The sequence below is a fragment of the Ruegeria sp. AL2 genome (assembly GCF_056540845.1).
In genome coordinates, this window is record NZ_JBQFXM010000011.1 from 80,154 (window position 1) to 104,655 (window position 24,502).

Here is a 24,502-nt window from a genome sequence, read left to right on the forward strand (position 1 = left end):
GGGCTGGACGGGCCAAAGGTTGGCAACTTGACTCGCCAGAAGAAGTGAAAAGACCTCTGCCCAACCTGCCTGCCCCCCCTCATGATCTGGTTGAACACCTCAGCTCTCTTGGGCTGGTCAACATGTATGCGCAGTTCGAAATCCTGTATGGCGGTCGGACCAACAGGGTTTGGAAAGTGCTGGGGGACGACGGCGACAAAGTGCTGAAGCTTTACAGCCCGACCCTGCGCAACCCCTTGTTTCGAAATGATGCAAAGCTGGAAACCCTCTGCCTTAAGGCGCTTGGTCCGACCGGTTTTGTGCCAAGGCTGCGCGCCGCAGGACAGCACAAGGACGCGCATTGGGTGTTTTACGACCACGCACCCGGAACACCCTGGCGGAATGGCTCGGACAAGGTTGGTGAACTGCTGCGCAGGCTGCATTCGCTGCCCAACACCATTCCAGCGCCTGCCGGGTGCAACGGCAGCGCGGATCTGATGGCCCATGGGTACAGAATTCTGCAAGGGTGCAGGTCAGAAACCAGAAACGAACTGGCAGTAATGCAACCCTCGATATCTGTCCCTTCCACGACCAAGACTTGCCTGATCCATGGCGACCCGGTCGCTGGGAATATTCTGGTTGCATCCCGCGGCCTGACCTTGATCGACTGGCAATGCCCTGCCTTTGGCGACCCGTGCGAAGACCTTGCGATGTTTCTGTCCCCGGCGATGCAAAGGCTTTACCGGGGCTCACCTTTGTCGGACGCGGAAGAAGTTCAGTTTCTGTCCGCCTATCGCAGACCTGAGATTGTTTCCCGTTATCAACGGCTCAAGCCATGGTATGCTTGGCGCATGGCCGCTTATTGCCTGTGGCGCGCGGAAAACGGTGCACCCGACTATTCCGAAGGCTTGAAACTGGAAATCGAAACCCTGAAACCGAACGAATTCACCTGAGGTCCGAAAGCGCAAACAAGGCGTATGCCGGTGGCATCAATGCGCGACGCCAGCGGCCCAACGGAAACCGTTCAGGAGTTTGCCTCATCGGGGCTGGCAAACGGGCATCCTTGCCCAAAGCCAGCCGTGCCAATGCGCGTCCGCTGTATGTGCCCATAGCGACGCCGTTGCCATGATACGCAAATCCGGCAAACATGCTTGGCTGCATGGGCACGGCACCAACAAAAGGCATCAGGCTTCGCGAGAGGCACACCATACCTGACCAGATATGAGTCGCCTCAACCGCCGCCCAGGCCGGGAACATGCGTTTGAAATCCTGTTGAACCTTTGCCCGGATCGCGGCCTCGGACCGGGGCGACGATAACAAACCGCCTCTCATTCCGAACAAAAAGCGCCCATCCGGCATCAGGCGAAAATAGTGCAGAAGATTACGCGTGTCGTAACATATCTGGTCCGAGTTCCAGCCCTGCGCCGATAGTTCAGCCTGGCTAAGCGGGCGCGTTACCATCACGGTCGATTGCGCGGGCAAGTAGCGTCCGGACATCCAATCGGGGATGTCTTCGCTAGAATACCCGTTGGTACAAATCAGCACGACCTGAGCGTTAACCTGCCCTGCGCTTGTTTGCAGTCTGAAGCCGGTCGTTGTTTTTTCAATGTTCAGAACGGGGCTGTTCTGAAAAAAATTCACACCCGAAGCCGCCGCAGCGCTTGCCAACCCGAACAGGTATTTCCGGGGATTGAGCCCAAAGCCGACCGGCAGAGTATACCCTCCGAAGAATGCACCACACATACCAAGCGCTGGCAAATCAGCAGCTTGGTGCAGAATGCCGGTCTCGTCCGCGTGTCGGCGCAGGACATCCATCGCATGTCGCGAATGGGCCAGTTGGGTCTCACCATTGGAATGCGTATCCGCATCTATCCGATGCCGCGCCAGCAGATCGGCAACCAGCTGGACCGCGTCCTGTTCAGCCGTCTCATAGGCCTGCGCCGCTTCGCGGCCATAGCGGCGCACCATGGACTTTTGCCCTAGCTTCGATCCGCCAAGACAGCAGAAACCGCCATTGCGACCTGATGCGCCCCACCCCGGTGGGCCTGCCTCGAGCACAGCAACCGAGGTCGCGTTTTCAGCCAGATGCAAAGCCGCTGAGACCCCTGTAAAGCCGCCACCGACGATGGCGACATCAACGTTCAGATCGCCCTGAAACTCTGGCCAGTTCGGGTTTGCAATGGTCTCGTCCCACCAGCAACCATCACGAGGACCCGCACCATAGGTGTATTCGGGAAATATCCGTTTCATTCGGTGCGCGCAGCGGCCTGCTCGTCCTGCCGTTGACGCATCATGGCGCGCTTGGTCACAAGTGAGGCCGTTATCACCCCAACCGTCACGACCGCAATCATGATCGTCGACAGCGCGTTTATCTCGGGGCTGACGCCCAGCCGCACGGCCGAAAAGATCTTTATCGGCAGGGTCGTCGCCGACGGGCCCGATGTGAACGACGCGATAACCAGATCATCCAGCGACAATGTGAAAGCCAGCAGCCAGCCCGAGATTACCGCAGGCGCGATAATCGGTAGGGTGACCAGACCAAAGGCCTGCGCGGGTGAACAACCCAGATCCAAAGCGGCTTCTTCCAGCGATTTGTCGAATGTCACAAGCCGTGACGAGACGACAACCGACACAAAACACATCGAAAATGTTGTGTGAGCCAGAACGATGGTCAGGATACCCCGGTCCAGCCCGATCCCGATAAAGAGCAACAGCAGCGACAGGCCGGTGATCACCTCGGGCATCACAAGCGGAGCGTAGATCATGCCGGAAAACAGTGTCCGACCAAAGAACCGCTTGCCCCTGACAAGCACATAAGCGGCCGCAGTCCCCAGAATGGTTGCCAATGTCGAAGAAAACACCGCAACCCGGACCGTGACCCATGCGGCATCCAGAAATGCCTCGTTCTGAACCAGTTCGCCATACCATTTGGTCGAAAACCCGGCCCAAACCGTGACCAGCTTGCTTTCGTTAAAGCTGAAGATGATCAGGATGATCATCGGAATATACAGGAACGCAAAACCCAGCGTCAGCGAAACCGTATTGAACCAGCTTAATCTGTTCATCCGTCAGCCTCCGCCTGTTTCTGCTGGTTGCGCTGGAATAGCACGATGGGAACGACCAGTATAAGCAACAGCACGATCGCGACGGCACTTGCCACGGGCCAGTCTCGGTTCGAGAAGAACTCTTCCCACAACACCTTGCCGATCATCAGCGTGCCGGACCCACCCAGCAGTGACGGGATCACAAACTCGCCGATCACGGGGATCATCACCAGAAAACAACCTGCGATGATGCCCGGTCTGGACAGTGGAACGGTGACCAGCCAGAAGGCTTGTGCCCTCGAGCAGCCCAAATCCTCGGCCGCCTCGATCAGCGAGCCGTCCATACGTTCCAATGACGAATAAATCGGTAGGATCATGAACGGGAGATAGGTGTAAACAATACCGATATAGACGGCAGTCGAGGTGTTCAGGATCGTCAAAGGCGTCGAAATGATACCCGTCCACAGAAGCAGTTGATTAAGGTACCCTTCATTCGACAGAATGCCCATCCAAGCATAAACCCGGATCAAGAATGACGTCCAAAAAGGCAGGATCACCAGCATCATCAGCGTTGGGCGCCATTCCTCGGGCGCACGGGCCATCCCATAGGCGATGGGATAGCCAACCAGCAAAGTCAGGAAGGTTGAGATCAAAGCGATCTTGACGCTGGACAGATACGCTTTCCAATACAGGTCGTCCTCGGTCAGCCAGACGAAGTTTTCAAGATCAAGCTGGCTGAAGAACTCTTTGATCCCCGCCCAACCAGCGGAAAAATCCAGTGTCGGTGTGTAGGGCGGGATCGCAAGCGCGGTATCCGACAGCGAAATCTTCAGAACGATGAAGAATGGCACCATGAACAGCGCCAACAGCCAGACATAAGGTATGGCGATCAGAACAGCGCGGCGCATCAGTCGACCAGCAGAACCGCAGCGGTGGCCGTCCAGGACAGCCAGACCGGGTCTTCCCAGGTGAATGAACGGCGCGAGATGCGGCGGGTGTTGGCCGTCTGCGCCTTGATGATTGTGCCGTTTGCAAGTTCAACGTGATAAGTGGACAGATTGCCCAGATACGCGATGTCATGAACCTTGCCTTGCACCGCATTCACTGCATCCGCCGGACGCTCAGCCGAGATTGTCACTTTTTCCGGCCGGATCGCCAGATGACACAACTGACTGTTTTCAAAGTTCTTCGCTGACGCGGCAGTCAGCGGCGCTTGCCCTTCGGCCCAGTCTACCTGATAGGTATCTTCTCCGACAGATGTCGCGCGCCCTTCAATGATGTTCACGTCCCCGATAAAATCAGCGACATAGACCGAGGCAGGATTTTCATAAATCCGGTCCGGAGTGGCAACCTGCATAAGCTGACCCTGATCCATCACCGCCACACGGCTGGCGACTGTCATGGCCTCTTCCTGATCGTGCGTAACGATCACGAATGTGGTGCCGGTTTTTTCCTGAATATCCATCAGTTCGAATTGGGTATCCTGGCGCAATTTCTTGTCCAGTGCGCCCAGCGGTTCATCCAGCAGCAAAAGCTTGGGTGCCTTGGCAAGCGAGCGCGCCAGCGCCACACGCTGCCTCTGCCCACCCGAAATCTGATGCGGTTTACGGCGGGCGAACTGTTCAAGCCGGGTCAGGCGCAGCATTTCTTCGACCCGGTCTTCCAGATCATGTTTGGGCATTCTGTCCCGGCGCAGGCCAAAGGCGATGTTTTCCCAGACGCTAAGATGCGGAAAAAGGGCATAGGACTGGAACATCATGTTTACGGCACGCTTATTGGGCGGGATTGGGTCGATATCCTTCCCTCCAAGCAGGATTTGGCCTTCGGTCGGTGTTTCGAACCCGGCCAGCATCCGCATCATCGTCGTTTTGCCACATCCAGACGGACCAAGCAGGGCAAAGAACTCTCGCTCGAAGATATCCAGAGACAGGTTGTCGATGGCAGTAAATTCACCAAAACGCTTGGTCACGTTTCGGAACTGGATCAAGGGTTTCGCCTGCGGGTCATCCCATGGCGCAAAGACGTCAGAATTCACTACGGCCCTCGTTCGAATAGCTGAAAAGAGAGGCAAGGCGGCGGCGCCGCCCTGCCGGTGCAATTCGGATCAGGTGCCCGATTTGACCTTGGTCCACAGACGCGTCACGACCCGCTGCGTTTTCGCCGGATAAGGTGTCGTGATGTACAGGTTCTGCATCGTGGCATCATCCGGGTAGATGGCCGGATCGCCGATCACGTCCTCTTCCAGAAATTCCTGAGACGCTTTGTTGCCGTTGGCGTAATACACATAGTTCGATGCCGCCGCCATGTTGTTGGCGTCCAGAATGAAGTTAAGGAACGTGTGTGCGCCTTCGGGATTTGGAGCATCGACAGGAATTGCCATCTGGTCGAACCACATCAGTGACCCTTCGGCGAAGGGGTGATACTCGATCTCCACCCCGTTATCTGCCTCTGCGGCACGGTCGCGTGCCTGAAGGATGTCACCCGACCAGCCAACAGCAACGCAGATGTCGCCATTTGCCAGCGCATTGATATATTCCGAGCTGTGGAATTTCTGGATATGCGGGCGGACTGCTGTCAGAACCGCTTCGGTCTTGCCGATCACGTCCGCGTCGTGGCTGTCAGGGTTTTCTCCAAGGTATTGCAGCACCATGGGAATGATCTCGGCCGGGGCATCCAGGAAATGCACACCGCAAGTGGCCAGCTTTTCCATGTTCTCGGGTTTCAGGACCAAGTCCATGCTGTTCAGGGCAATGTCGTCGCCCAGAACCTCTTTGACCTTACCGACATTCACGCCGATCCCGGTTGTTCCCCACATATAGTTGATCGAATACGCGTTGTCCGGGTCATAACCGGCAGTTCGCTCTTCGATTACATCCCAAAGGTTTCCGGCGTTCGAAAGCTTGCTTTGGTCCAGCTGCTGAAACGCGCCGGCCTGGATCTGGCGCTGAAGGAATGTACCTGACGGTACAACCACATCATAGCCCGAGCCACCGGCCAGCATCTTGGTTTCCAGAACCTCGTTGCTGTCGAACACGTCATAGATCAGGGTCAGACCTGTTTCTGCTTCGAACTTGCTCAGCAGTTCTTCGTCGATGTAGTCGGACCAGTTGTAAACACGCACCTCTTCGGCAAATGCCGCCGAAGTCCCCAATGCGATGACCGCTGTCATGGTCAGCGTTTTGATTGTCATATTCTTCTCCCTGCAAGTGTACGGGTATTTTCCCGTTTTTTTGGATTTGATCAAGTTTTGCGTTTTCCCTCGATCCAGCGTATGGTTTCACGTGGCCAGTCACCTGACAAGTCAGGCTTAGTCGAAATAGGAAGAACCAATTGGATTTGATCAAAAATAAGGCATATGCGCCGTCGACCGAAGGGGGCAAACAACCCGCGCATGAGCAGGTTTACCAAACACTCAGATCACAGATTCTGTTCGGTGAACTGGTCCCAGGTCAGCCCGTCACAATCCAGGGTCTGACTGATTCGCTGGGTGTTGGGATGACTCCGGTCCGCGAAGCGATTCGCCGGTTGATCTCGGATGGAGGGTTGGTTTTCCAGGGCAATCGGCGCGTCAGTGTACCGTTGTTGAACTCCAACGATATTGAAGAGATGATCTTCGCCAGAATTTCAATAGAATCAGAGCTTTCCAGACGTGCAACCGCCAACCTGAAAACGCAGGACATTGATCACTTGGAACGCCTGGACAGGCATTTGGATCGCATGATCGCCGATGGAGATGTCGGTGGCTATCTGCGTTTGAACCAGGCTTTTCACGAAACGCTGTATTCTTACGCAAACGCGCCGATCCTCAGTGACCTAGCCGAAAGACTTTGGTTGCGGTTTGGCCCCTCTTTGCGTGTTGTCTGCGGGCGCTTCGGCACGCAGAGCCTTCCGGATCGGCACAAGGACATTATTGCCGCTTTGCGCGTCGGTGACGCTGAAATGACCGCAAAGGCAACCGCCCAGGACATCGAACAAGGCATGGACCTGATGGCGGAAGCATTGACGTCCGTCTGATTCAGCCTGATTCGATTGACACGAAAAAATTTGATCATATTGTGTTCGCCAACTGCGTTCTTGAAGGAGATTCTCCGATGTCTATCATCACCAACCATATGCCGACCGCCGAGTTGCAGGCGCTGGATGCGGCGCATCACATTCACCCCTTCTCGGCCAATGGTGCGCTGGGGAAGGAAGGGGCGCGCGTGATCACACGTGCCACTGGCGTTTATCTGACTGACAGCGAAGGCGAAGAAATTCTGGACGCGATGGCGGGCCTGTGGTGCGTCAATATCGGGTACGGGCGTGATGAGCTGGCTGATGTTGCCGCGCGCCAGATGCGCGAGCTGCCCTATTACAACACCTTCTTCAAAACGACCCACGTCCCGGCGATTGCTTTGGCTGCCAAGATTGCAGAACTGGCTCCGGGCGACCTGAACCATGTCTTTTTCGCAGCAGGCGGGTCCGAGGCAAACGATACCAATATCCGCCTCGTGCGCACCTACTGGGCCCAGAAGGGCCAGCCTGACAAGAACATCATCATCAGCCGAAAGAACGCCTATCACGGCTCATCCGTGGGCTCGGCCTCGCTGGGTGGTATGGCCGGGATGCACGCACAGGGTGGCATTCCGATCCCGAACATCCACCACATCAACCAACCCAACTGGTGGGCCGAAGGCGGCGACATGTCGCCCGAAGAATTCGGTCTGGCCCGCGCGCGCGAGCTGGAAGAGGCGATTGAGGAGTTGGGCGAAGACCGGGTAGCCGCCTTTATCGCCGAGCCGGTTCAGGGTGCAGGCGGTGTGATTGTCGCGCCCGATACATACTGGCCGGAAATTCAGCGTATCTGCGACAAGTACGATATCTTGCTGATAGCTGACGAGGTCATCTGCGGATTTGGCCGGACAGGCAACTGGTTCGGCTCTGAAACCGTTGGCATCAAACCGCATATCATGACCATCGCCAAGGGCCTTAGCTCGGGCTATGCGCCCATCGGCGGGTCCATCGTGAACGACGAAATCGCCGAAGTAATCGGCGGTACCGAATTCAACCATGGCTATACCTATTCCGGCCACCCGGTCGCGGCTGCCGTGGCATTGGAGAACCTGCGCATCCTCGAAGAAGAGAAGATCGTTGAGCATGTGCGCGACGTTGCCGCCCCCTATCTGAAAGAGAAATGGGAAGCACTGGCAGATCATCCGCTGGTGGGTGAGGCTAAGATCGTTGGCATGATGGCATCTATCGCGCTGACCCCGGACAAAGCAAACCGCGCCAAATTCGCATCCGAACCCGGCACGGTCGGCTATATCTGCCGTGATCGGTGCTTTGCCAATAACCTGATCATGCGCCATGTCGGCGACCGGATGATCATCTCACCCCCGCTGATCCTGACGCCTGCGGATATCGACGAGATGTTCGTGCGGATCTACAAGTCGCTGGACGAAGCACAGGCCGAGATCATTGCGCAGGGGCTGATGAAAGCCGCATCCTAACTCAGCGATTTATGCATCTTAAAAGGCGGTCCATATGGGCCGCCTTTTTTTGTCATCGCAACCGCTCCAGCAGGTTTGGCGTGGGGTATCCGTCCGGGACCAACCCTTGCGCCAGTTGATACGCTCGAACCGCGTTGATCGTATTTGGTCCAGTGCGCCCGTCGACACCCTTTGTGTCAAAGCCCGCATCCGTCAGACGTGTCTGAAGTTCCTTTTTCTCGGCAAAGCTCAGCACCCGATCGCCGCGCGGCCAGTCAGATTGAAACGGTGCGCCCCCCGCAAGCCGGTCGGACAGATACCCGATGCCGATCACATAGGCATCGGCCCCGTTATACGCCTCGATCACGTTGAAATTGTCAAAAATCATCAGCGCGACGCCCTGACTTCCAGCCGGAAGCAGGATCGCGGCCTTCCCATGATCCGGCACGACGGTGCCATCCCGCGCCACGACACCCCTTGCAGCCCATTCGGACGGCATCAGCGTAAAATCACGACGGGCTGAGGCGTAATCGAAATCCGTGGGCAGACGCACCTCCACGCCCCACGGCTGACCCTTCGTCCAACCTTGCCGCGCCAGATAAGACGCCGCCGAAGCCAGCGCATCCGTCGGGTCATCCGACCAGATGTCGCGCCTGCCATCACCGTCGAAGTCTACCGCGTGATCCAGATATGACGTGGGCATGAATTGCGTATGCCCCATTGCGCCCGCCCAACTGCCAAGCATGTTGCCGGCACTGATATCACCAGCCTGCACAATCCGCAGGGCAGCGACCAACTGCGTTTCAAAGAATTGTGCCCGCCGCGCATCAAAGGCTAGCGTCGCCAATGAACGAAGCGTTGGACTGCTGCCGCGATAAGACCCGAAAGAGGTTTCAAGTCCCCAGATGGCTGTGACCACCTCTTTTTCAACGCCGTATTCAGCCTCGATCCGGTTCAACACCTGCCGATGCCGCTGCAGGGCGGCGCGCCCATTCGACAGGCGCGTTTCCGAAACTGCGGTCTCAAGATACTCCCAGATGGGTTTCGAAAACTCCGCCTGATCACGATCCCGTTCCAGGACATCTTCGTCATAGCTCATGCCCGAAAACACCTGAGTCAGTGTTCCCTGCGAAATGCCCTGCCGTCGCGCGCGGCCCTGAAACGCGCCGAGCCAGGTCTGAAACCGCGCTGCTGTCGCAGAAGCCACGGGCAAGGCCTCAATCATCGGGCGCGGGACCGGACGGATTGATACGGTCACATCCGCCGAAACCAGTTGCAGCGCATCGCGCGATATCCCGCTGTCTGCCCATCTGGTGTTCTCTGTTGTTTCCGCCTGCACTATGGATGCCCACAATGCGACGGTCATGACGCCGCCTACGCATTTTCGCATTCCGTTTTTCCTGATTACTGCTCGACCACAGGGTAGCGCAAAATCGGAAATTCACAAAGAGCTCAGACGTTCGCCTCACGCTCCTGCGCGGCACGCTCTGCCCGAATGCGTTCCAATGCTTCGCGCAGCAGGGGCACGCGGTTCGGCCTGAAACTTTGTTCCGTCACTGACATGTCCTGCAAGCGATCCAACCGGAAAACGCGGAAATCCTGTCGCAGGTGGCACCAGCCCAACAACACGTTCGAGTGATCCAGATAGACGATGCTCAACGGGTTGACGCGCCTGTGCGTAGCATCGCCTTTCGCGTCCGTATAGAAAAACTCAACCGCGCGCTCATCCCACGTCGCCTGCCGCAGAGTGGCCACGTCAATCGTGGGTTCAGGCGGGCGGTTGAACCGCGTAGCAGCCAGAACCGCATGGCTCAGCCGGTGGGACTGGCGTTGCGGCAAGCGTCCCTGAAGTTTCCGCAGGGCCGTGCCCGCTGCGCCCGACAAAGCCGGATCGCCAATCACCTGAACTTCGCGCAGGCCCAGAACCAACGCTTCAAGCTCATCATCAGTGAACCCCAATGGGGGCAGGGTTGCGTCCTCGATCAGCGTAAAGCCAAACCCCGCTTCGCCATCGATCACGGCACCCAGTCCGCGCAATGCATCAATATCCCGATGAATTGTTCGGGCCGAAACACCCAAATCCTGCGCCAACTGTTCGGATGTTCTGGGCGAAGGGCCAGAACGCAGGGCTTGCATCAGTTGGAACAAACGGGCGGTGCGGGACATGATGTATTATAGCTTATCCCTAATGACAGAAACTGTCATTAGGCCCCGATACTCAGTCAGCACCCCATAACACGGAGCCTTATAATGCTGACCCTTCTCACCTTCCCCTCTGCCTTCGGCCTGTTCAGTGCCAGCCCCTTCTGCGTCAAGACAGCATTGATGCTTCAGCAGTCCGGCCAGACCTGGCAGCGCTCGGACATGCTTGACCCCCGTAAGATGCCCCACCAGAAGCTGCCCGTTTTGCGGACGCCGGAACGCCTGGTCCCGGACAGCGACCTGATCCGCGATTGGTTGGAACAGCAGGGCGCGGATTTCGACAAAGGGTTGACGGATGTCGAAAAGGCGCAGTCTCGCGCCCTGGTGCGCATGGCCGAAGAGCATCTGTATTTTCACATCGTTCTGGATCGCTGGGGCAATGACCAAGTCTGGCCAATCTTACGCGATACGTTCTTTACCGGAATTCCGGCTTTGATCCGAAAACCCGCATCCAATGCGATCCGGAAATCCGTTCTGAAGGGAATTACGTCACAGGGAATCGGGCGATTTTCGCTGTCCGAACGGCTGGACCGGATCGAACGTGACCTCGAGGCGATCTCGGCCTATCTGTGGCAATCCTCTTTCCTGCTTGGGGACCGGCCGACATCGGCTGACATGAGCGTTGGTCCAATGCTTGCCGCGATGCGCGCCACACCTGCGGACACCCCCCTGACCCGCCGGATCAAACAGGATAACCTGCTAAACAGCTACGTGGATCGGTTGGAACAGGCGATACCAATTGCATGAAACCCTTTGAAAACCCTTTGGTCGCTTCGGCCTTTGAAGCCCTGCCCCCGCAAACCCGTGCGGGGGCTCTGGCCTTGCGGGCGCTTGTGTTTGACACGGCAGCCTCTCTGCCTGCCGCCCCCACGGTGCAAGAGGAACTGCGCTGGGGTCAGCCCGCCTATCTTGCGCCCAAGGGGTCAACGATCCGGCTGGGCGCGCACAAGTCGGCAAGTTTCGCCTTGTTTGTGCACTGCCAAACCCGGTTGATAAGCGATTTCACATACGCCTTTCCGGGCGAGGACCAGATAGATGGGAACCGTGCCGTTCTGTTTGATGACACTACACAAATCGATCCAACACGCCACGGATGGCTGATTGCCCGGGCGTTGGCCTATCACCTCTGACGGCGTTTGCGTTCGACCTTGCGCTTGATCTTGTCCTTCTTGCGCTTGGTGCTGATCGCTTTGCGCCGGGATGATCGCCCTTTTGGCCCCTGTCCGCGCGGCAGGGTCTGGTCGTCAATGGACAGCAGCTCCAGCTCCAACCCGCCGGTCACTGGTGTCGCTTCGGTCAGTCGAACGGTGACACGTTGACCAATGGCGATAGTCAGCCCCGTGTCCGCCCCCATAAGTGTCCCGGCCTCGCGGTCGAAATGGAAAAACTCGCGCCCAAGTGATCGCACCGGAACCAAGCCATCCGCACCGGTTTCGTCCATTTTGACAAAAGCACCAAACCGGGCAATTCCGCTGATCCGCCCTGTGAATTCATTGCCGACCCGCTCGCTCAGATACGCGGCCAGATAGCGGTCAGTCGTGTCCCGTTCAGCCATCATCGAGCGGCGCTCGGTGTCCGAGATATGAGTGGCCGTTTCTTCGAGCCGGGTAATCTCGTCTTCTGTCAAACCGTCCGTGCCCCAACCGTGGGCCGAGATCAGCGCCCGATGCACGACCAGATCGGCATAGCGCCGGATAGGAGAGGTGAAATGCGCGTAGTTCCGCAGCGCCAGCCCGAAATGGCCGAAGTTTTCTGGGTTGTAATATGCCTGTGCCATTGACCGCAGAGTGGTCAGGTTGATCAGTTCCGCATCCTCGGTCCCGGCGGCGGCGTTCAGCAGCGCATTCAGGTGGCGGGTTTGCAGCACCTGCCCCTTGGCGAGGTTCAATCCGGCAGCCTGCGCCGTTTCCCGCAGGCTTTCCAGTTTCTCGGGCGCGGGTTCCTCGTGCACGCGGAACAGCAGCGGACGGCGCTTGGCGATCAGTGTCTCCGCAGCCGAGACATTGGCGAGGATCATGAACTCTTCGATCAACCGATGCGCATCCAACCGGTCACGGAACGCCACGCTTTCAACATGACCCGTTTCGCTGAGCACGATCTTACGCTCGGGCAGGTCCAGTTCCAGCGGCTGTCGCACAGCCCGCGCTTTCTTCAGCGCGGCATAGGCGGCATAAAGCGGTTTCAAGACCGTCTCCAGCAATGGCCCGGTGCGGTCGTTCGGGTTGCCGTCGATGGCCTCCTGCACTTCGGCATAGTTCAGCGACGCGACCGAACGCATCAACCCCCGCACGAAACGATGACCAATCTTGTTACCGTCCGCGTCAATCTGCATCCGCACAGCGATACAGGCACGCGGGACGCCTTCATGGAGGGAACACAGATCACCCGACAGCCGATCAGGCAGCATCGGGACCACACGGTCAGGGAAATAACTTGAATTGCCCCGCTTGCGCGCCTCGCGGTCCAGGGCCGAGCCGGGCAGCACATAAGCAGCAACATCGGCGATAGCGACCCAGATCACATGTCCACCAGGGTTCTTGGGGTCTTCATCCGCGTGCGCGTAACAGGCATCATCACGATCGCGCGCATCCGAAGGGTCGATGGTCAGCAGCGGCATGTCCCGCAGGTCCTCGCGGCCCTTCAGGCCAACGGGTTTGGCATTGTCTGCTTCTGCAATGACCTTGTCGGGAAAGTCATCCGGGATACCGTGCTGGTGGATCGCGATCAGCGAAACAGCCTTGGGCGCGGTCGGATCACCCAGCCGTTCAACGATGCGCGCGCGCGGCAGGCCCATACGGTTTTTCGGCCCGGCCTGTTCGGCCTCGACTAATTCGCCGTCTTTGGCACCATGCACCGCGCCATCGGCAACCAGCCATTCAGTCTGGCCTGCCTTGTCGATAGGAACGATTCTGCCCCCTTCGGCCCCTTTACGGAATATGCCCACGATCTTGCGCGGGTTGGTCCCGATTCGGCGGATCAGGCGGGCTTCGTAATTGTGATCTTCTTCGTGCACGACGGTCAGGCGGGCCAGAATGCGGTCACCCTCACCCAGGGCCGGGTCGCTGGCCCGCGCGATGATGAGAACGATGGGCTCGACGCCTTCGCCATGCCATTCCAGTGGACGGGCAAACAGATCACCATCGGCATTCGGGGCCTTCACCTGCAAGACACTGACAGGTGGAAGACGGTCTGGATCGCGATAGCTGCGCTTGCGTTTTTCAAGATGTCCTTCGGCCTCAAGCTCTTTGAGGATGCGCTTGAGGTCAATGCGATCCGCGCCCTTGATACCAAAGGCTTTGGCGATGTCGCGTTTCGAGGTCAGGGTGGGGTTCGCCGAGATCCAGTCAAGGACCTCCTGCTTGGTGGGGATGCGAGTCATGCTTCCGGCGTAGCACGCGTTTGCGACCGCGTCATGACCAAAAAACCTCAGGGTTTCAGATCAGCGACCGTATCCACATCGCGCAGCTGGTCCAGCAGGGTCACACGGCAGTTTGGGATTGAGGCAAGTGTGTCGGCCAATGCATGTTCTGTGGACCAGCGCACATCGTGGAACAGACCTGCGGGCAGCGCGCCATAGCGCTGCGCACCGACCAGCCAATAGCCGCCATCCGGCGCGGGGCCGAACACCATCTGGGTTCGCCTAAGCGCTCCAAAAGCGCGGGCAATATGTGCACGCGAAATACCCGGAATATCCGCTCCGATCAGGCAAACCGGCCCCTTGGGCATTCCGCGCAACATCCGTCTCATCCGGTCCCCCAGATCGCCGGACCCCTGCGGCGCGCGCGGCAGATCAACGGGCCAGATACGGCTTGCAAGACCTTCTGCATCGGGCGACACGGCCAGCACGATCTGCCAGCGAGGGTCACGCAGCTTTCGGATCAAAGCGCGGGTCTGGTGCCGAAACCACCACGCGGCACCAACCATGCCGATATCACGCCCCAGCCGCGTCTTGACACGGCCCGGTCGAGGTTCCTTGACCATGATCACCAATGTGCGCTGCATGGATCAGGCGAAATAATCCGTCAGGATACGGGTATAGATCGATTTGAGTTGCTCGATCTGCACAACCTCAACGCACTCGTCCACCTGATGCATCGTGCGTCCGACCAAGCCGAACTCCACCACCGGACAATGGTTTTTGACAAAGCGCGCATCCGAGGTGCCGCCGGTTGTCGACAGTTCAGGCGTAACGCCGGTTTCGGCTTCGACCGCTTTGGCCACCAGATCCGACAAAGGCCCTGGTGGGGTCAGAAAACTTTCACCCGATATGCTGATCGTGACACCGATGTCGACACCGTATTGGGCTGCCACCTGATCCGCCTCTGATTGCAACCAGTCACTCAGGCTGGCCCCGGAATGCAGATCGTTAAAGCGGATATTGACCGCGCCGCTGCATTGCGACGGGATCACGTTGGTTGCGGCGTTTCCGGTGTCGATGGTGACAACAGCCAGTGTTGAGGCGTCGAAATGGTCCGTGCCCTGATCCAGTTCATGGCTGGCAAGCCGATCCATCAGCCGCGCCATGGCGGGCAGAGGGTTTTTGGCCCGATGGGGATAAGCCGAATGTCCCTGCACACCTGTAATCTTAAACCACGCAGTCATTGAGCCCCGGCGACCGATCTTGATCATCTCACCCATTTTGTTCGGGCATGTTGGCTCACCCACCAGACAGACCGACATACGCTCACCCGCGCCTTCCATGTAATCGAGAAGCGCAGTGGTGCCGTCCAACGCATCGCCTTCCTCATCACCAGTAATCGCCAGAACAATTGCCCCATCCGGCGGGGTGTCACGCACGAAATCCATTGCGGCAGCCGCAAAAGCCGCAACACCGGATTTCATATCGGTAGTACCGCGCCCATACATCACACCATCCCGCACTTCGGCCCCGAAGGGCGGCGCAGTCCAGGCAGCTTCGTCGCCGACAGGGACGACGTCTGTGTGACCGTTAAATCCGAAACTACGCGCATGACCTTTCTGCCCCCAACGCGCGAACAGGTTACTGATGCCGCCGCGATCGACGCGCGTGCATTCGAAACCTGCCTCCGACAGCACTGTCTCAAGCAAAACAAGTGCTCCGCCCTCTGAAGGTGTGACCGAAGGGCAACGGATCAGTTCGGCTGTCAATTGGACGGGATCAGTCATGCGGGGACCTCTGTAACTGTGTCTGACGCGGGTTCGCGCACAGATTCAACGATTTGGCCGGTTTTCCAACCCCAATCCGTAAAAAAAACGGTCATCCGAATATGTAGATGTCAAAGCGGCACCCCAATAAAACATGGAACTTTACCCTGCGACCACCTTGCCGCCCGCCACAAATTCGCGTTACAGGGCCGCGAAACAGGTGAATTGAATATGAAGCGCGTCCTCTTCGCACTGATCTGCCTGACTTTCGCCGTCATCGCACAGCAGAGCCTGGCACAGTCCCTTTCGGTCACAACAGTGACCCGCCCGCCGTTTTCCTATGTCGAGGGCGGCCATGAAACCGGTTTTTCCATGGATTTGCTGGCGGCCCTGGCCGAGGCTCTGAACTGGGACTACACGGTCAACCGCGTCGACGCGTTTTCTGACATGTTGGGTGCCGTGCAGAGCGGATCTGCAGACCTTGCCATCGCCAATATCTCGATCACCGCCCTGCGCGAAACGCAAATGGACTTCTCTCAGCCGATCTTTGAAGCGGGTCTTCAGATCATGGTGCCCTCGGACGCGGTACGAAAGCCTTCGATTTTGCAGGCTCTGCTATCGAAAGAACTTTTCATCGCTATCGGGCTGGCCTTTGCCATTCTCCTCGGTGGCGGCATGCTGATGTGGAGCTTTGAACGCCGTGCCCAACCCTATTTCGACCGCAACCTTAACGAGGCGTGGTTCCCATCGTTCTGGTGGGCACTCAATTTGGTTGTGAATGGCGGGTTCGAAGAACGAATGCCGCGAACACCGTTCGGTCGTATGCTGGGGGTTACCCTGGTGGTGTCATCCTTGTTCATCGTGTCGGTGTTTACCGCCCGCATCACCTCGGTCATGACGGTGGACGCGATTACCGGCAGCGTGAATTCGGTGAACGACCTTTACGGCAAGAATGTCGGGACAATCTCGGGGTCTACAGCGGCGAGCTTTCTGAACCGGCGCGAGATCGAATTCACCGGCTACCCCGGACTGAACGAGATGCTGGACGCCTTCAAAGCCGAAGAACTGAATGCCGTCGTGTTCGACGCGCCGATCCTGTCCTACTTTGCAGCTCATGAAGGGCGGCGGATTGCATCGATGACAGGTGGCGTCTTCCTGCGCGAGAATTACGGCATCGCATTTCCGACCGGATCACCGCTGGTCGAGGATGTTAACCAGGCATTGCTCGGCCTGCGCGAAGACGGAACCTATGACGAAATCTATCGCAAGTGGTTCGGGTCGCGAAACTAAGCTTGTGCTTCGTCTTCGAAAAACGGTGTCATCTGCGCGACGATCACTGCGTTTTCATCCAATGCTCTTTGCATCAGCGCACGTTCGTCCGGCTCGATATCGTGGCCTTGCGCTTCACGCTCGGCCAATGTGCCATATCCGGTAACATCCAGCGGTGCGGTGTCTGCCTGCTTCAGGATCGCAACCGTCTCACGCACGGCCTCGGCCTCATCCACGCCGCTGGCATAACACATCAGTGCCGCGCCGGTCGCCCCATCAGGCAGGCCGTCGCCCTCCTTGCGGCCAATCTGGACCAGAAGGGTATAGACTTGCTGACGTGAGGGTTTCTTTTGCTTCTCCATGCACCGGGCCATAGCCCCGCGCCGGTTCGCGGTCAAGCAGCCAACAATTGCAGGAGCCCCGCCTTGCGCCCATAGTACCCAGAATAAACCGATCCCGGATACCAAAGGACGCCTTCATGCCCTACCCAGATTTCATAACGAGATTTCCCAGCCTCGACGTACCGTTCCCCGACGACGTGGTGCAAACGGCCGTGATCCGGTCGGATGCAGGATTGGTGGCGTTCTTCACGTTTCTTCAGGATTTCGAATTGCCCTTACATTCTCACAAAGCCCAATGGGGCACAGTGGTGGAGGGTGAGATTGAATTGACCATCGACGGGCAGACCCGGACCTACCGCCCGGGCGACAGTTATTCGATCCCATCGGGCGTGGAACATGGCGGCAAAATCAAGGCTGGCACGCGGGTAATCGATGTTTTCGAGGAACCGGACCGATATCCGATCAAGGGATAAGCTGGGTGAGAGACTCAGTGAACGCCAGTCTCGACCTCCCTCATTGATTGAAGGCCTCCGGCCCGAAAAACTGTTGAGTTGAATCCGGCGGCGACGGTGAAACCGAAAGTGCTGAGATAAAAACAGGAAGCACAGAAGTGGAAGCCATGCAGGGCGAGAACCGCTAAGCAGCACTTCAAGCCTGATCACGGCCACGAACCTCGTATCTGGTTCAACCGACCTGACCCAAAAAACAAAAGGCCGGAGCAGTTATGCCCCGGCCTTGCGCGTTAATCAGAACGATCAGTCCCGCAGCAATTCGTTGATGCCCGTTTTCGAGCGGGTCTTTTCGTCAACCCGCTTCACGATCACCGCGCAATAGAGGCTGACATTGTTCTTCGACGGCATGGAACCCGCGACCACAACCGAATAGGGCGGAACCTCGCCATACATGACTTCTCCGGTTTCGCGGTCCACGATCTTGGTGGACTTACCAATGAACACGCCCATCCCAAGAACCGAGCCTTCGCGGACGATACATCCCTCCACCACTTCCGAGCGCGCGCCGATAAAGCAATTGTCTTCAATGATGGTGGGACCAGCCTGCATCGGCTCAAGCACTCCGCCAATACCAACGCCACCCGACAGGTGCACATTCTTGCCGATCTGTGCGCAGGATCCGACGGTGGCCCAGGTATCAACCATCGTGCCTTCGTCAACATAGGCCCCAAGGTTCACGAAAGACGGCATAAGCACCACGCCCGGTGCGATATAAGCGGATTTGCGGACAACGCAGTTTGGAACCGCGCGGAACCCGGCAGAACGCCACTGGTTTTCACCCCAACCGGCGAACTTGCTGTCCACCTTGTCCCACCAGCCGCCGTCCTGCGGACCGCCCGGCTGGATTTCCATGTCCTTGATACGGAAGCCCAGCAGAACCGCCTTTTTGGCCCATTGGTTTACGTGCCAGTCACCGGATTCCAGCTTTTCCGCCACGCGCAACGAGCCACTGTCCAGCGCATTCAGCGTATCCTCGATCGCCTCGCGCTGCTCGCCTGTGGTGGCGGGCGTGATGGTCTCGCGTGCCTCCCAGGCGGTTTCGATGGCGGCTTCCAGTTGCGCGTTGGACATGGGGTGTCTCCCTACAGAATCTGTTCACGTTGATTTGGCCTATACGCAAGCCCGACCCATGGCGCAATGCGACGTAGACGAGCCCAATTGCGTCTGAGGCTCAGGGTCATCAGCTTGCGCGCCGGATATGGCGGGTCAGGATCGCCGTTGCTGTGGCCATTTCCTTGCGCTTCAACGCTCGCGCAATGGCCGCATGATCCGTGTCAGCCCGCTGCACCCATTTCAACCGCCATTGCGCGAACAGATGGCGTGCGCTTGCGATATGCAGATCGTCAATTGCGTGCAAAAGCCGAGGCAGCCCGCAAGGTGTCAGGATGGCGCGATGGAACGTTCTGTTCAGAGCCTCCCATTGCGGCATCGACTGTGCCTCGTCACAGGCGATGCGTGCGTTTTCGATCTTTTCCAACGCGACCGGAGACATGTTTTGTATCGATTGCTGCAACGCCAGCGTTTCCAAGGCCACACGCATTTCGATCACCTCCCGAACCTCTGCCGGGTCTAACGCTGTAACACGCATTCCCTTGCGCGGTTCATGCCGGGCCAACCCATGCGCCTCAAGCCGCAACAAGGCTTCGCGCACCGGAACATGGCTGGTATCGAAGGTTCGGGCAATATGGTCCTGCCGCAGCTTTTCACCGGCCGCTAATTCTCCGGTGATGATCCGCTGGCTGAGGCTTTGGTAAATCGTGTCGGAGATCATTGCAGTCATGGATTATAGATAAAATCCACCATCCACATCCACAACCCGATAATTCACTCAGCGAACGGGTCCGGCGCGATATTTGCACCACAAACCAGAACGGCCACGCGCTCACCCGGTTCAGGTCGATACGCACCCGAGGTCAAGGCGGCCAATGCGGTCGCGCCCGCAGGCTCTACCAGAATGCGATGCGCGCGCCAAAGCGCTTGCTGTGCCGCCGCGATGGCATCGTCTGACACCAGAACCGAACTCATACCCTGTGCCAATTCAAAACAAATTTCGCCGATCCGCCGCGCGCCCAGCGCGTTTGCGGCGATGCCCGACACGGAAACATCAACCGGCTCACCAGCGCGCAACGCTGCATTCAACGCGCAGGACGTTTCCGGCTCGACCGCCACAACCTTGCGCGCGCCACCGAACCAGGCCAGCGCCCCGGCGATCAGCCCGCCGCCACCAACAGCGACCAGTACCGTATCCGCCTGCAAGCCCTGGGCGTCCCATTCCGCAAAACAGGTTCCTTGCCCAGCCACCGTGGCCGGGGCGTCATAAGCATGGATCTGCATTGCCCCCGTCGTCGCCTCATGCTCCTGCGCTGCGGTCAGCGCGTTCGCGTATTCACCGGAAACAACGCTCAGGTCGGCGCCGGTTTGCCGGATCAGTGCGATCTTGGAAGGGCCTGCCAGTTCCGGCACAAATATCTTTGCAGGATAACCCAGCGTCTGCGCTGCATAAGCCGCCGCCGCACCATGATTGCCACCGGATGCGGCGACCACACCCGCGGGCGGCACATCCGAGCTGAGCAGCGTATTGAACGCACCCCGCGCCTTGAAACTGCCTGTATGCTGCATGTGCTCGAGTTTCAGCTCAACCGGATAGCCGGGAATGTTGCTTTCCATAACCGGGGTCACTTGCGCATATCCCGCGATGCGGTCCCGTGCTGCCGATATTTCACTTTTCCAATTCATTCTCGTCTTTCCGTGACTGGCACTCTGCCCGCGAACCCTATAGCTGTTTGTCAAACACGCAAGCAGGGATCGATCACCGATGAGAGAAGACCGTCACAGTCCGTTTCGCGATGCGCAGACCGACCGCTCGACCGCGAAAGAGGTTCCGGACACACCGCAAACACGCTCTCCGGCCTACCGTCTGGCTTTCGCGGATGACGAGTTTCTGTGCCGGGACGAGCTGCGCCCTGTACGCTTGCAGCTTGAGTTGCTGAAACCCGAAATGATCATGACCGAGCGTGAGATCGCGTCGACCATCGTAATGTTCGGCGGCGCCCGCATTCCCGAACCCTCGCAAAAGCACACCGCGCGGACAGAGACTCTGGCCAGCCTCTCAAAATATTATGATGAGGCGCGTGAGTTTGCCCGGCTGATGACCGTAAAATCAAAAGAAACCGGCTGCCGCGAGAATGTGATCGTCACTGGCGGCGGCCCCGGTGTGATGGAAGCTGGCAATCGCGGTGCACACGAAGCGGGCGGGTGCTCGATCGGGCTGAACATCGTGCTTCCGCACGAACAGGCGCCAAACAGTTTCGTGACGCCAGAGCTCAGCTTTAATTTCCACTATTTTGCGATCCGCAAAATGCACTTCCTGATGCGCGCCCGCGCCATCACCATCTTTCCCGGTGGGTTTGGGACGCTGGATGAACTGTTCGAATCCCTGACCCTGATCCAGACCGGCAGAATGGATCGCGTGCCATTCCTGCTGTTTGGCCGCGCGTTCTGGGAGAAGGTTATCAACTGGGACGCACTGGCGGATGCCGGTACGATCTCGGAGGAGGATTTGGACCTGTTCCGCTTTGTCGATACCGCGCAGGAGGCGGCCGAGATCATCGAGAACTGGGAACCCGCCCCGCCCCGCGACGAAATTCCGGGGCGCTGAGCGATGAAACCCCCAAAGACAGGCGAAATGCTCCACCTACGTGGCAACGCGTTGTCAAAAGGCGAACCCGTCGCCCTTCCACTGACGCAAAGCAGCATGTTCCATCTGCCGGGCGCGCCGGACGGTCACCCGACCTATGGCCGTGTCGATAACCCCACCTGGGTACATCTTGAGCATGTTTTGTCCCATCTGGAAGACGCGCCTTGCCTCAGTTTTCCTTCAGGGATGGCCGCAATTTCTGCGGCTCTTTTTGCAACTGTGCAAGCCGGGTCGCGCCTTCTGATTCCTTCGGACGGGTACTATGTCACCCGTCTGCTGGCCGACCGGTTCCTTTCGCGTCTTGGCGTGACAATTGAAGAGCGCCCGACCACTGCGTTTGCCGCAAGTGGTTTTGACGGGTTTGACGTTGTGTTCGTCGAAAGCCCTTCGAACCCTGGTCTGGACATGATTGACCTGAAAGCCACAGCCGAACAGGTGCGGTCTGCTGGCGGGGTGACGATTGCCGACAATACGACGATGACGCCGTTGGGTCAGCGCCCGTTGGATTTGGGCATCGACGTGGTCGTGTCGTCCGACACCAAAGCGATGGGCGGGCATTCCGACATGCTGATGGGCCATGTGGCCAGCCGCAACAGTGACATCATGGAACGGGTCGAGGAATGGCGGAAGGTCTCCGGCTCGATCCCCGGACCGAATGAGGCATGGCTGCTGCATCGCGGGTTGGAAACGCTGGATGTCCGGTTCGACCGGATGTGCAACTCGGCTCAGGTAATAGCAGAACGGTTGGCAGGTCACCCAGCGGTCAAACAGGTCCGCTATCCCGGACTGGCCAATGATCCATCACACGCACTGGCGCAGGCACAAACGGCACGGTTCGGATTTCTGCTATCCTTGACTTTGGAAAGCGAAGACAAGGCCGAAGCCTTCATCAACACCTGCCCGCTTTTGCGCCCCGCCACCTCCTTTGGTGGTGTTCACAGCTCGGCCGAGCGCCGCGCGCGCTGGGGCGATAGCGTCGACCCGGCCTTCATCCGCCTGTCCGTTGGATGCGAACCGGTGGACGAACTGTGGCAGGCGATCGAGGCCAGCCTGAACGCGCTGTGATTACTTCTTCGCGGCACGCAGGTCCTTGAACACGTAGATCGGCAGTACCACGCTGGCGATCAGCGCCCCCAGCCAGACAAGCAGCGTCGCCGCCAGTAGGTTCGAGATACCACCAACAGTCAGCCCCGACGCGATAAGGTCGGTCACCAGCAGGCCCACAAATGTTACGACCAGGGCAATCCCGCCTTTCAACGCTGGCGCTTTCTTTTCGCCAAGCTTCAGTATCAAGGGCTCGGCGATCACCTGAACGACAGTGAAAACGATCACAACCACGATAAAAGAGATCGGTTTGATCGCGAAACCGGACAGTATCAGCGAAGCCAGCAACAGCCCGATGGCATTGCCAGCCAGCAGGGCCAAAGCGGATTTGATTCTGCGCGACATGGGATGGCCTCCGTCTATCTACAATCAGAAATATGAAGATATTAGCAGGCTTCTGAGTTTTTTCGAGACAATTCAATCGCCTCTTCCTTTTGACCCGTTGAAAACACGTGGTAGAACACATTCATCAAGATCAGACCTGCCCTGACCCGCGAGTGTGAGATGAGCGACGATCCCTATTCCGTCCTTGGCGTCCCGAAAGACGCCAGCGCCGACGAAATCAAGAAAGCCTACAGGCGTATTGCCAAGGAATGCCACCCGGACCTGAAACCCGGCGATGCCAAGGCCGAGGCTAAATTCAAGGCCGCCGCCGCCGCGTATGACGTGTTGAAAGATCCTGAAACCCGCGCCCGCTACGACAATGGCGAAATCGACGCATCGGGTCAGGAACGCCCACAACAACACTATTACCGGGACTATGCCGAGGCCGCTGGAAACCCCTATCGCGGGCGTCAGGCGGACCCGGACGACATGTCGGACATCTTTGCCGAATTCATGCGCGGCCGCGGTGGATTTGGCGGCCAGCAAAGACATGAGTTTCATGCGCCAGGGCATAACCTGAACTATTCCCTTCAGATCAGCTTTCTGGATGCCGTGTTTGGCGCCAGCCAGAAACTGACCCTACCAGACGGTAACCGGATCGAGGTCAAGATCCCCGCCGGTATAACCGAGGGTCAAACCATCCGTCTGCGCGGCAAGGGTGCTCCGGGTTATGGCGAAGGCCCTCCGGGGGATGCGTTGGTGACCGTCACGGTCGCCAAACATCCGGTGTTTGACCGTCAGGGCGACGACATCCATATTACGCTGCCGATCAGCATAGATGAGGCCATTCTGGGCGGCAAAGTCGCCGCCCCCACAATCGATGGCGGTGTAAACGTCAATGTTCCGGCGGGCACCAGCAGCGGTAAAACCCTTCGCCTGCGCGGCAAGGGGGTGAAGAAACGCGGCTCATCCCAGCGCGGCGACCAACTGATCGAATTGACTGTCTCGATGCCCGACAAGATCGATGATGACCTCAGGCAGTTCATGGAGACCTGGCGCGAAACGCACCGCTACGATCCGCGGAAAGGAATGCCGTCATGACCCTGACCGAAAAGGAACTGATCGAAACCGTCTCGCGCCTGACCTCTGACCGCCTGACCGAATATCTTGCGGCCGAGATCGTGATCCCTGAACAATCGGAGCAGGGGCTGGTCTATCACAGTATCGACGTTGCCCGGCTGGAACTGGCTTGCGAGTTGCACGAGCAATACGACATGGAGGCCGATGCGCTGTCGATGATGATCTCGCTGATTGATCAGATGCATGGGCTGCGCGCCGAACTGCGTGAGGTTCTGAACGCAGTCGAGGCGCAACCCGAGCCGGTGCGCCAACAACTGATCGAAGTTTTCGGCACAGCGCGGTTCCGTCGCAGATAACA

Annotated in this window: 26 protein-coding genes; 11 read left to right on the plus strand and 15 right to left on the minus strand. The window is 58.2% G+C overall.

Annotated features, from left to right (window positions below; translation table 11 throughout):
* Positions 1–44: 44 nt before the first annotated feature.
* A complete protein-coding gene (locus ACR0ID_RS14115; protein ID WP_480606347.1) occupies positions 45–932 on the plus strand; it encodes a phosphotransferase in 888 nt (295 codons plus the stop codon).
* On the opposite strand, the gene ACR0ID_RS14120 is transcribed toward ACR0ID_RS14115, so the two are convergent.
* From ACR0ID_RS14120 to ACR0ID_RS14140, 5 genes are all read right to left on the minus strand, one after another.
* Positions 925–2,229 (minus strand): NAD(P)/FAD-dependent oxidoreductase, encoded by a 1,305-nt coding sequence (locus ACR0ID_RS14120; RefSeq protein ID WP_480606350.1) that lies wholly within the window; start codon positions 2,227–2,229, stop codon positions 925–927. The genes ACR0ID_RS14115 and ACR0ID_RS14120 overlap by 8 nt on opposite strands.
* A complete protein-coding gene (locus ACR0ID_RS14125) occupies positions 2,226–3,044 on the minus strand; it encodes an ABC transporter permease (RefSeq protein WP_480474178.1) in 819 nt (272 codons plus the stop codon). The genes ACR0ID_RS14120 and ACR0ID_RS14125 overlap by 4 nt, the downstream gene beginning before the upstream one ends.
* On the minus strand, positions 3,041–3,931 hold the full coding sequence (locus tag ACR0ID_RS14130) for an ABC transporter permease subunit (RefSeq protein ID WP_480474179.1): 891 nt from the start codon (positions 3,929–3,931) through the stop codon (positions 3,041–3,043). The genes ACR0ID_RS14125 and ACR0ID_RS14130 overlap by 4 nt, the downstream gene beginning before the upstream one ends.
* Positions 3,931–5,058, minus strand: coding sequence for an ABC transporter ATP-binding protein (locus ACR0ID_RS14135; RefSeq protein WP_480474180.1), 1,128 nt, complete (start codon positions 5,056–5,058; stop codon positions 3,931–3,933). Before ACR0ID_RS14135 ends, ACR0ID_RS14130 begins: the two co-directional genes overlap by 1 nt.
* A 69-nt stretch (positions 5,059–5,127) precedes the next feature.
* Entirely contained in the window at positions 5,128–6,213 is a 1,086-nt protein-coding gene (locus ACR0ID_RS14140) for a polyamine ABC transporter substrate-binding protein (protein WP_480474181.1), read from the minus strand.
* Positions 6,214–6,353: 140 nt separating this feature from the next.
* Here ACR0ID_RS14140 and ACR0ID_RS14145 point away from each other — a divergent pair, with 140 nt between their 5' ends.
* Both ACR0ID_RS14145 and ACR0ID_RS14150 read left to right on the plus strand, forming a co-directional pair.
* Positions 6,354–7,037 (plus strand): GntR family transcriptional regulator, encoded by a 684-nt coding sequence (locus tag ACR0ID_RS14145; RefSeq protein WP_480474182.1) that lies wholly within the window; start codon positions 6,354–6,356, stop codon positions 7,035–7,037.
* Positions 7,038–7,114: 77 nt separating this feature from the next.
* Positions 7,115–8,512, plus strand: coding sequence for an aspartate aminotransferase family protein (locus tag ACR0ID_RS14150; RefSeq protein ID WP_480606355.1), 1,398 nt, complete (start codon positions 7,115–7,117; stop codon positions 8,510–8,512).
* 52 nt (positions 8,513–8,564) lie between these two features.
* On the opposite strand, the gene ACR0ID_RS14155 is transcribed toward ACR0ID_RS14150, so the two are convergent.
* Together ACR0ID_RS14155 and ACR0ID_RS14160 are read right to left on the minus strand one after the other, a co-directional pair.
* Complete coding sequence (locus ACR0ID_RS14155; protein WP_480606357.1) at positions 8,565–9,881, minus strand: lytic murein transglycosylase; 1,317 nt, start codon at positions 9,879–9,881, stop codon at positions 8,565–8,567.
* A gap of 62 nt (positions 9,882–9,943) precedes the next feature.
* The gene (locus ACR0ID_RS14160; protein WP_480484146.1) at positions 9,944–10,657 is read right to left on the minus strand and encodes a helix-turn-helix transcriptional regulator; all 714 of its coding nucleotides are present in this window, start codon (positions 10,655–10,657) and stop codon (positions 9,944–9,946) included.
* Between the two features lie 84 nt (positions 10,658–10,741).
* On the opposite strand from ACR0ID_RS14160, the gene ACR0ID_RS14165 reads away from it, so the two are divergent.
* Positions 10,742–11,440 carry a glutathione S-transferase family protein gene (locus tag ACR0ID_RS14165; RefSeq protein ID WP_480555001.1) on the plus strand — a complete coding sequence of 233 codons (699 nt, stop codon included), beginning with the start codon at positions 10,742–10,744 and terminating at the stop codon, positions 11,438–11,440.
* Positions 11,437–11,823 (plus strand): DUF1801 domain-containing protein, encoded by a 387-nt coding sequence (locus ACR0ID_RS14170; protein WP_480606360.1) that lies wholly within the window; start codon positions 11,437–11,439, stop codon positions 11,821–11,823. Before ACR0ID_RS14165 ends, ACR0ID_RS14170 begins: the two co-directional genes overlap by 4 nt.
* Here the strand turns inward: ACR0ID_RS14170 and rnr are convergent.
* The 3 genes from rnr to dapE are packed head-to-tail and all read right to left on the minus strand — an operon-like array spanning position 11,814 to position 15,838.
* The gene (rnr, locus tag ACR0ID_RS14175; protein WP_480606362.1) at positions 11,814–14,072 is read right to left on the minus strand and encodes a ribonuclease R; all 2,259 of its coding nucleotides are present in this window, start codon (positions 14,070–14,072) and stop codon (positions 11,814–11,816) included. The genes ACR0ID_RS14170 and rnr overlap by 10 nt on opposite strands.
* A gap of 47 nt (positions 14,073–14,119) precedes the next feature.
* Positions 14,120–14,695 (minus strand): TIGR04282 family arsenosugar biosynthesis glycosyltransferase, encoded by a 576-nt coding sequence (locus ACR0ID_RS14180; RefSeq protein WP_480517911.1) that lies wholly within the window; start codon positions 14,693–14,695, stop codon positions 14,120–14,122.
* A 3-nt stretch (positions 14,696–14,698) separates the two neighbouring features.
* On the minus strand, positions 14,699–15,838 hold the full coding sequence (dapE, locus tag ACR0ID_RS14185; protein WP_480474190.1) for a succinyl-diaminopimelate desuccinylase: 1,140 nt from the start codon (positions 15,836–15,838) through the stop codon (positions 14,699–14,701).
* Positions 15,839–16,048: 210 nt separating this feature from the next.
* On the opposite strand from dapE, the gene ACR0ID_RS14190 reads away from it, so the two are divergent.
* Complete coding sequence (locus tag ACR0ID_RS14190) at positions 16,049–17,107, plus strand: transporter substrate-binding domain-containing protein (RefSeq protein WP_480606366.1); 1,059 nt, start codon at positions 16,049–16,051, stop codon at positions 17,105–17,107.
* Here the strand turns inward: ACR0ID_RS14190 and ACR0ID_RS14195 are convergent.
* On the minus strand, positions 17,104–17,448 hold the full coding sequence (locus ACR0ID_RS14195) for a hypothetical protein (protein WP_480474192.1): 345 nt from the start codon (positions 17,446–17,448) through the stop codon (positions 17,104–17,106). The two genes, ACR0ID_RS14190 and ACR0ID_RS14195, sit on opposite strands and share 4 nt — an antisense overlap.
* A 116-nt stretch (positions 17,449–17,564) precedes the next feature.
* Between ACR0ID_RS14195 and ACR0ID_RS14200 the strand changes: the two genes are divergently transcribed.
* Complete coding sequence (locus tag ACR0ID_RS14200; RefSeq protein ID WP_480606369.1) at positions 17,565–17,900, plus strand: cupin domain-containing protein; 336 nt, start codon at positions 17,565–17,567, stop codon at positions 17,898–17,900.
* 282 nt (positions 17,901–18,182) lie between these two features.
* Here ACR0ID_RS14200 and dapD read toward each other — a convergent pair whose 3' ends face one another.
* The 3 genes from dapD to ACR0ID_RS14215 all read right to left on the minus strand — a co-directional run bounded on the left by dapD (position 18,183) and on the right by ACR0ID_RS14215 (position 20,675).
* Entirely contained in the window at positions 18,183–19,010 is an 828-nt protein-coding gene (gene dapD, locus ACR0ID_RS14205) for a 2,3,4,5-tetrahydropyridine-2,6-dicarboxylate N-succinyltransferase (RefSeq protein WP_480474194.1), read from the minus strand.
* A 109-nt stretch (positions 19,011–19,119) separates the two neighbouring features.
* Positions 19,120–19,719: a GntR family transcriptional regulator gene (locus tag ACR0ID_RS14210; protein ID WP_480517915.1), complete on the minus strand. Its 600-nt coding sequence runs from the start codon at positions 19,717–19,719 to the stop codon at positions 19,120–19,122.
* A 44-nt stretch (positions 19,720–19,763) separates the two neighbouring features.
* A complete protein-coding gene (locus ACR0ID_RS14215) occupies positions 19,764–20,675 on the minus strand; it encodes a threonine/serine dehydratase (RefSeq protein WP_480554992.1) in 912 nt (303 codons plus the stop codon).
* Positions 20,676–20,754: 79 nt separating this feature from the next.
* Here ACR0ID_RS14215 and ACR0ID_RS14220 point away from each other — a divergent pair, with 79 nt between their 5' ends.
* Together ACR0ID_RS14220 and ACR0ID_RS14225 are read left to right on the plus strand one after the other, a co-directional pair.
* Positions 20,755–21,597 (plus strand): LOG family protein, encoded by an 843-nt coding sequence (locus ACR0ID_RS14220; protein ID WP_480484157.1) that lies wholly within the window; start codon positions 20,755–20,757, stop codon positions 21,595–21,597.
* A 3-nt stretch (positions 21,598–21,600) separates the two neighbouring features.
* Complete coding sequence (locus ACR0ID_RS14225; protein WP_480606373.1) at positions 21,601–22,701, plus strand: cystathionine gamma-lyase; 1,101 nt, start codon at positions 21,601–21,603, stop codon at positions 22,699–22,701.
* Here the strand turns inward: ACR0ID_RS14225 and ACR0ID_RS14230 are convergent, their stop codons facing one another.
* Entirely contained in the window at positions 22,702–23,085 is a 384-nt protein-coding gene (locus ACR0ID_RS14230; RefSeq protein WP_267363718.1) for a hypothetical protein, read from the minus strand.
* A gap of 159 nt (positions 23,086–23,244) precedes the next feature.
* Between ACR0ID_RS14230 and ACR0ID_RS14235 the strand changes: the two genes are divergently transcribed.
* Together ACR0ID_RS14235 and ACR0ID_RS14240 are read left to right on the plus strand one after the other, a co-directional pair.
* A complete protein-coding gene (locus ACR0ID_RS14235) occupies positions 23,245–24,165 on the plus strand; it encodes a DnaJ C-terminal domain-containing protein (protein ID WP_480606376.1) in 921 nt (306 codons plus the stop codon).
* Positions 24,162–24,500 (plus strand): hypothetical protein, encoded by a 339-nt coding sequence (locus ACR0ID_RS14240; protein ID WP_480474199.1) that lies wholly within the window; start codon positions 24,162–24,164, stop codon positions 24,498–24,500. The genes ACR0ID_RS14235 and ACR0ID_RS14240 overlap by 4 nt, the downstream gene beginning before the upstream one ends.
* Positions 24,501–24,502 lie beyond the last annotated feature (2 nt).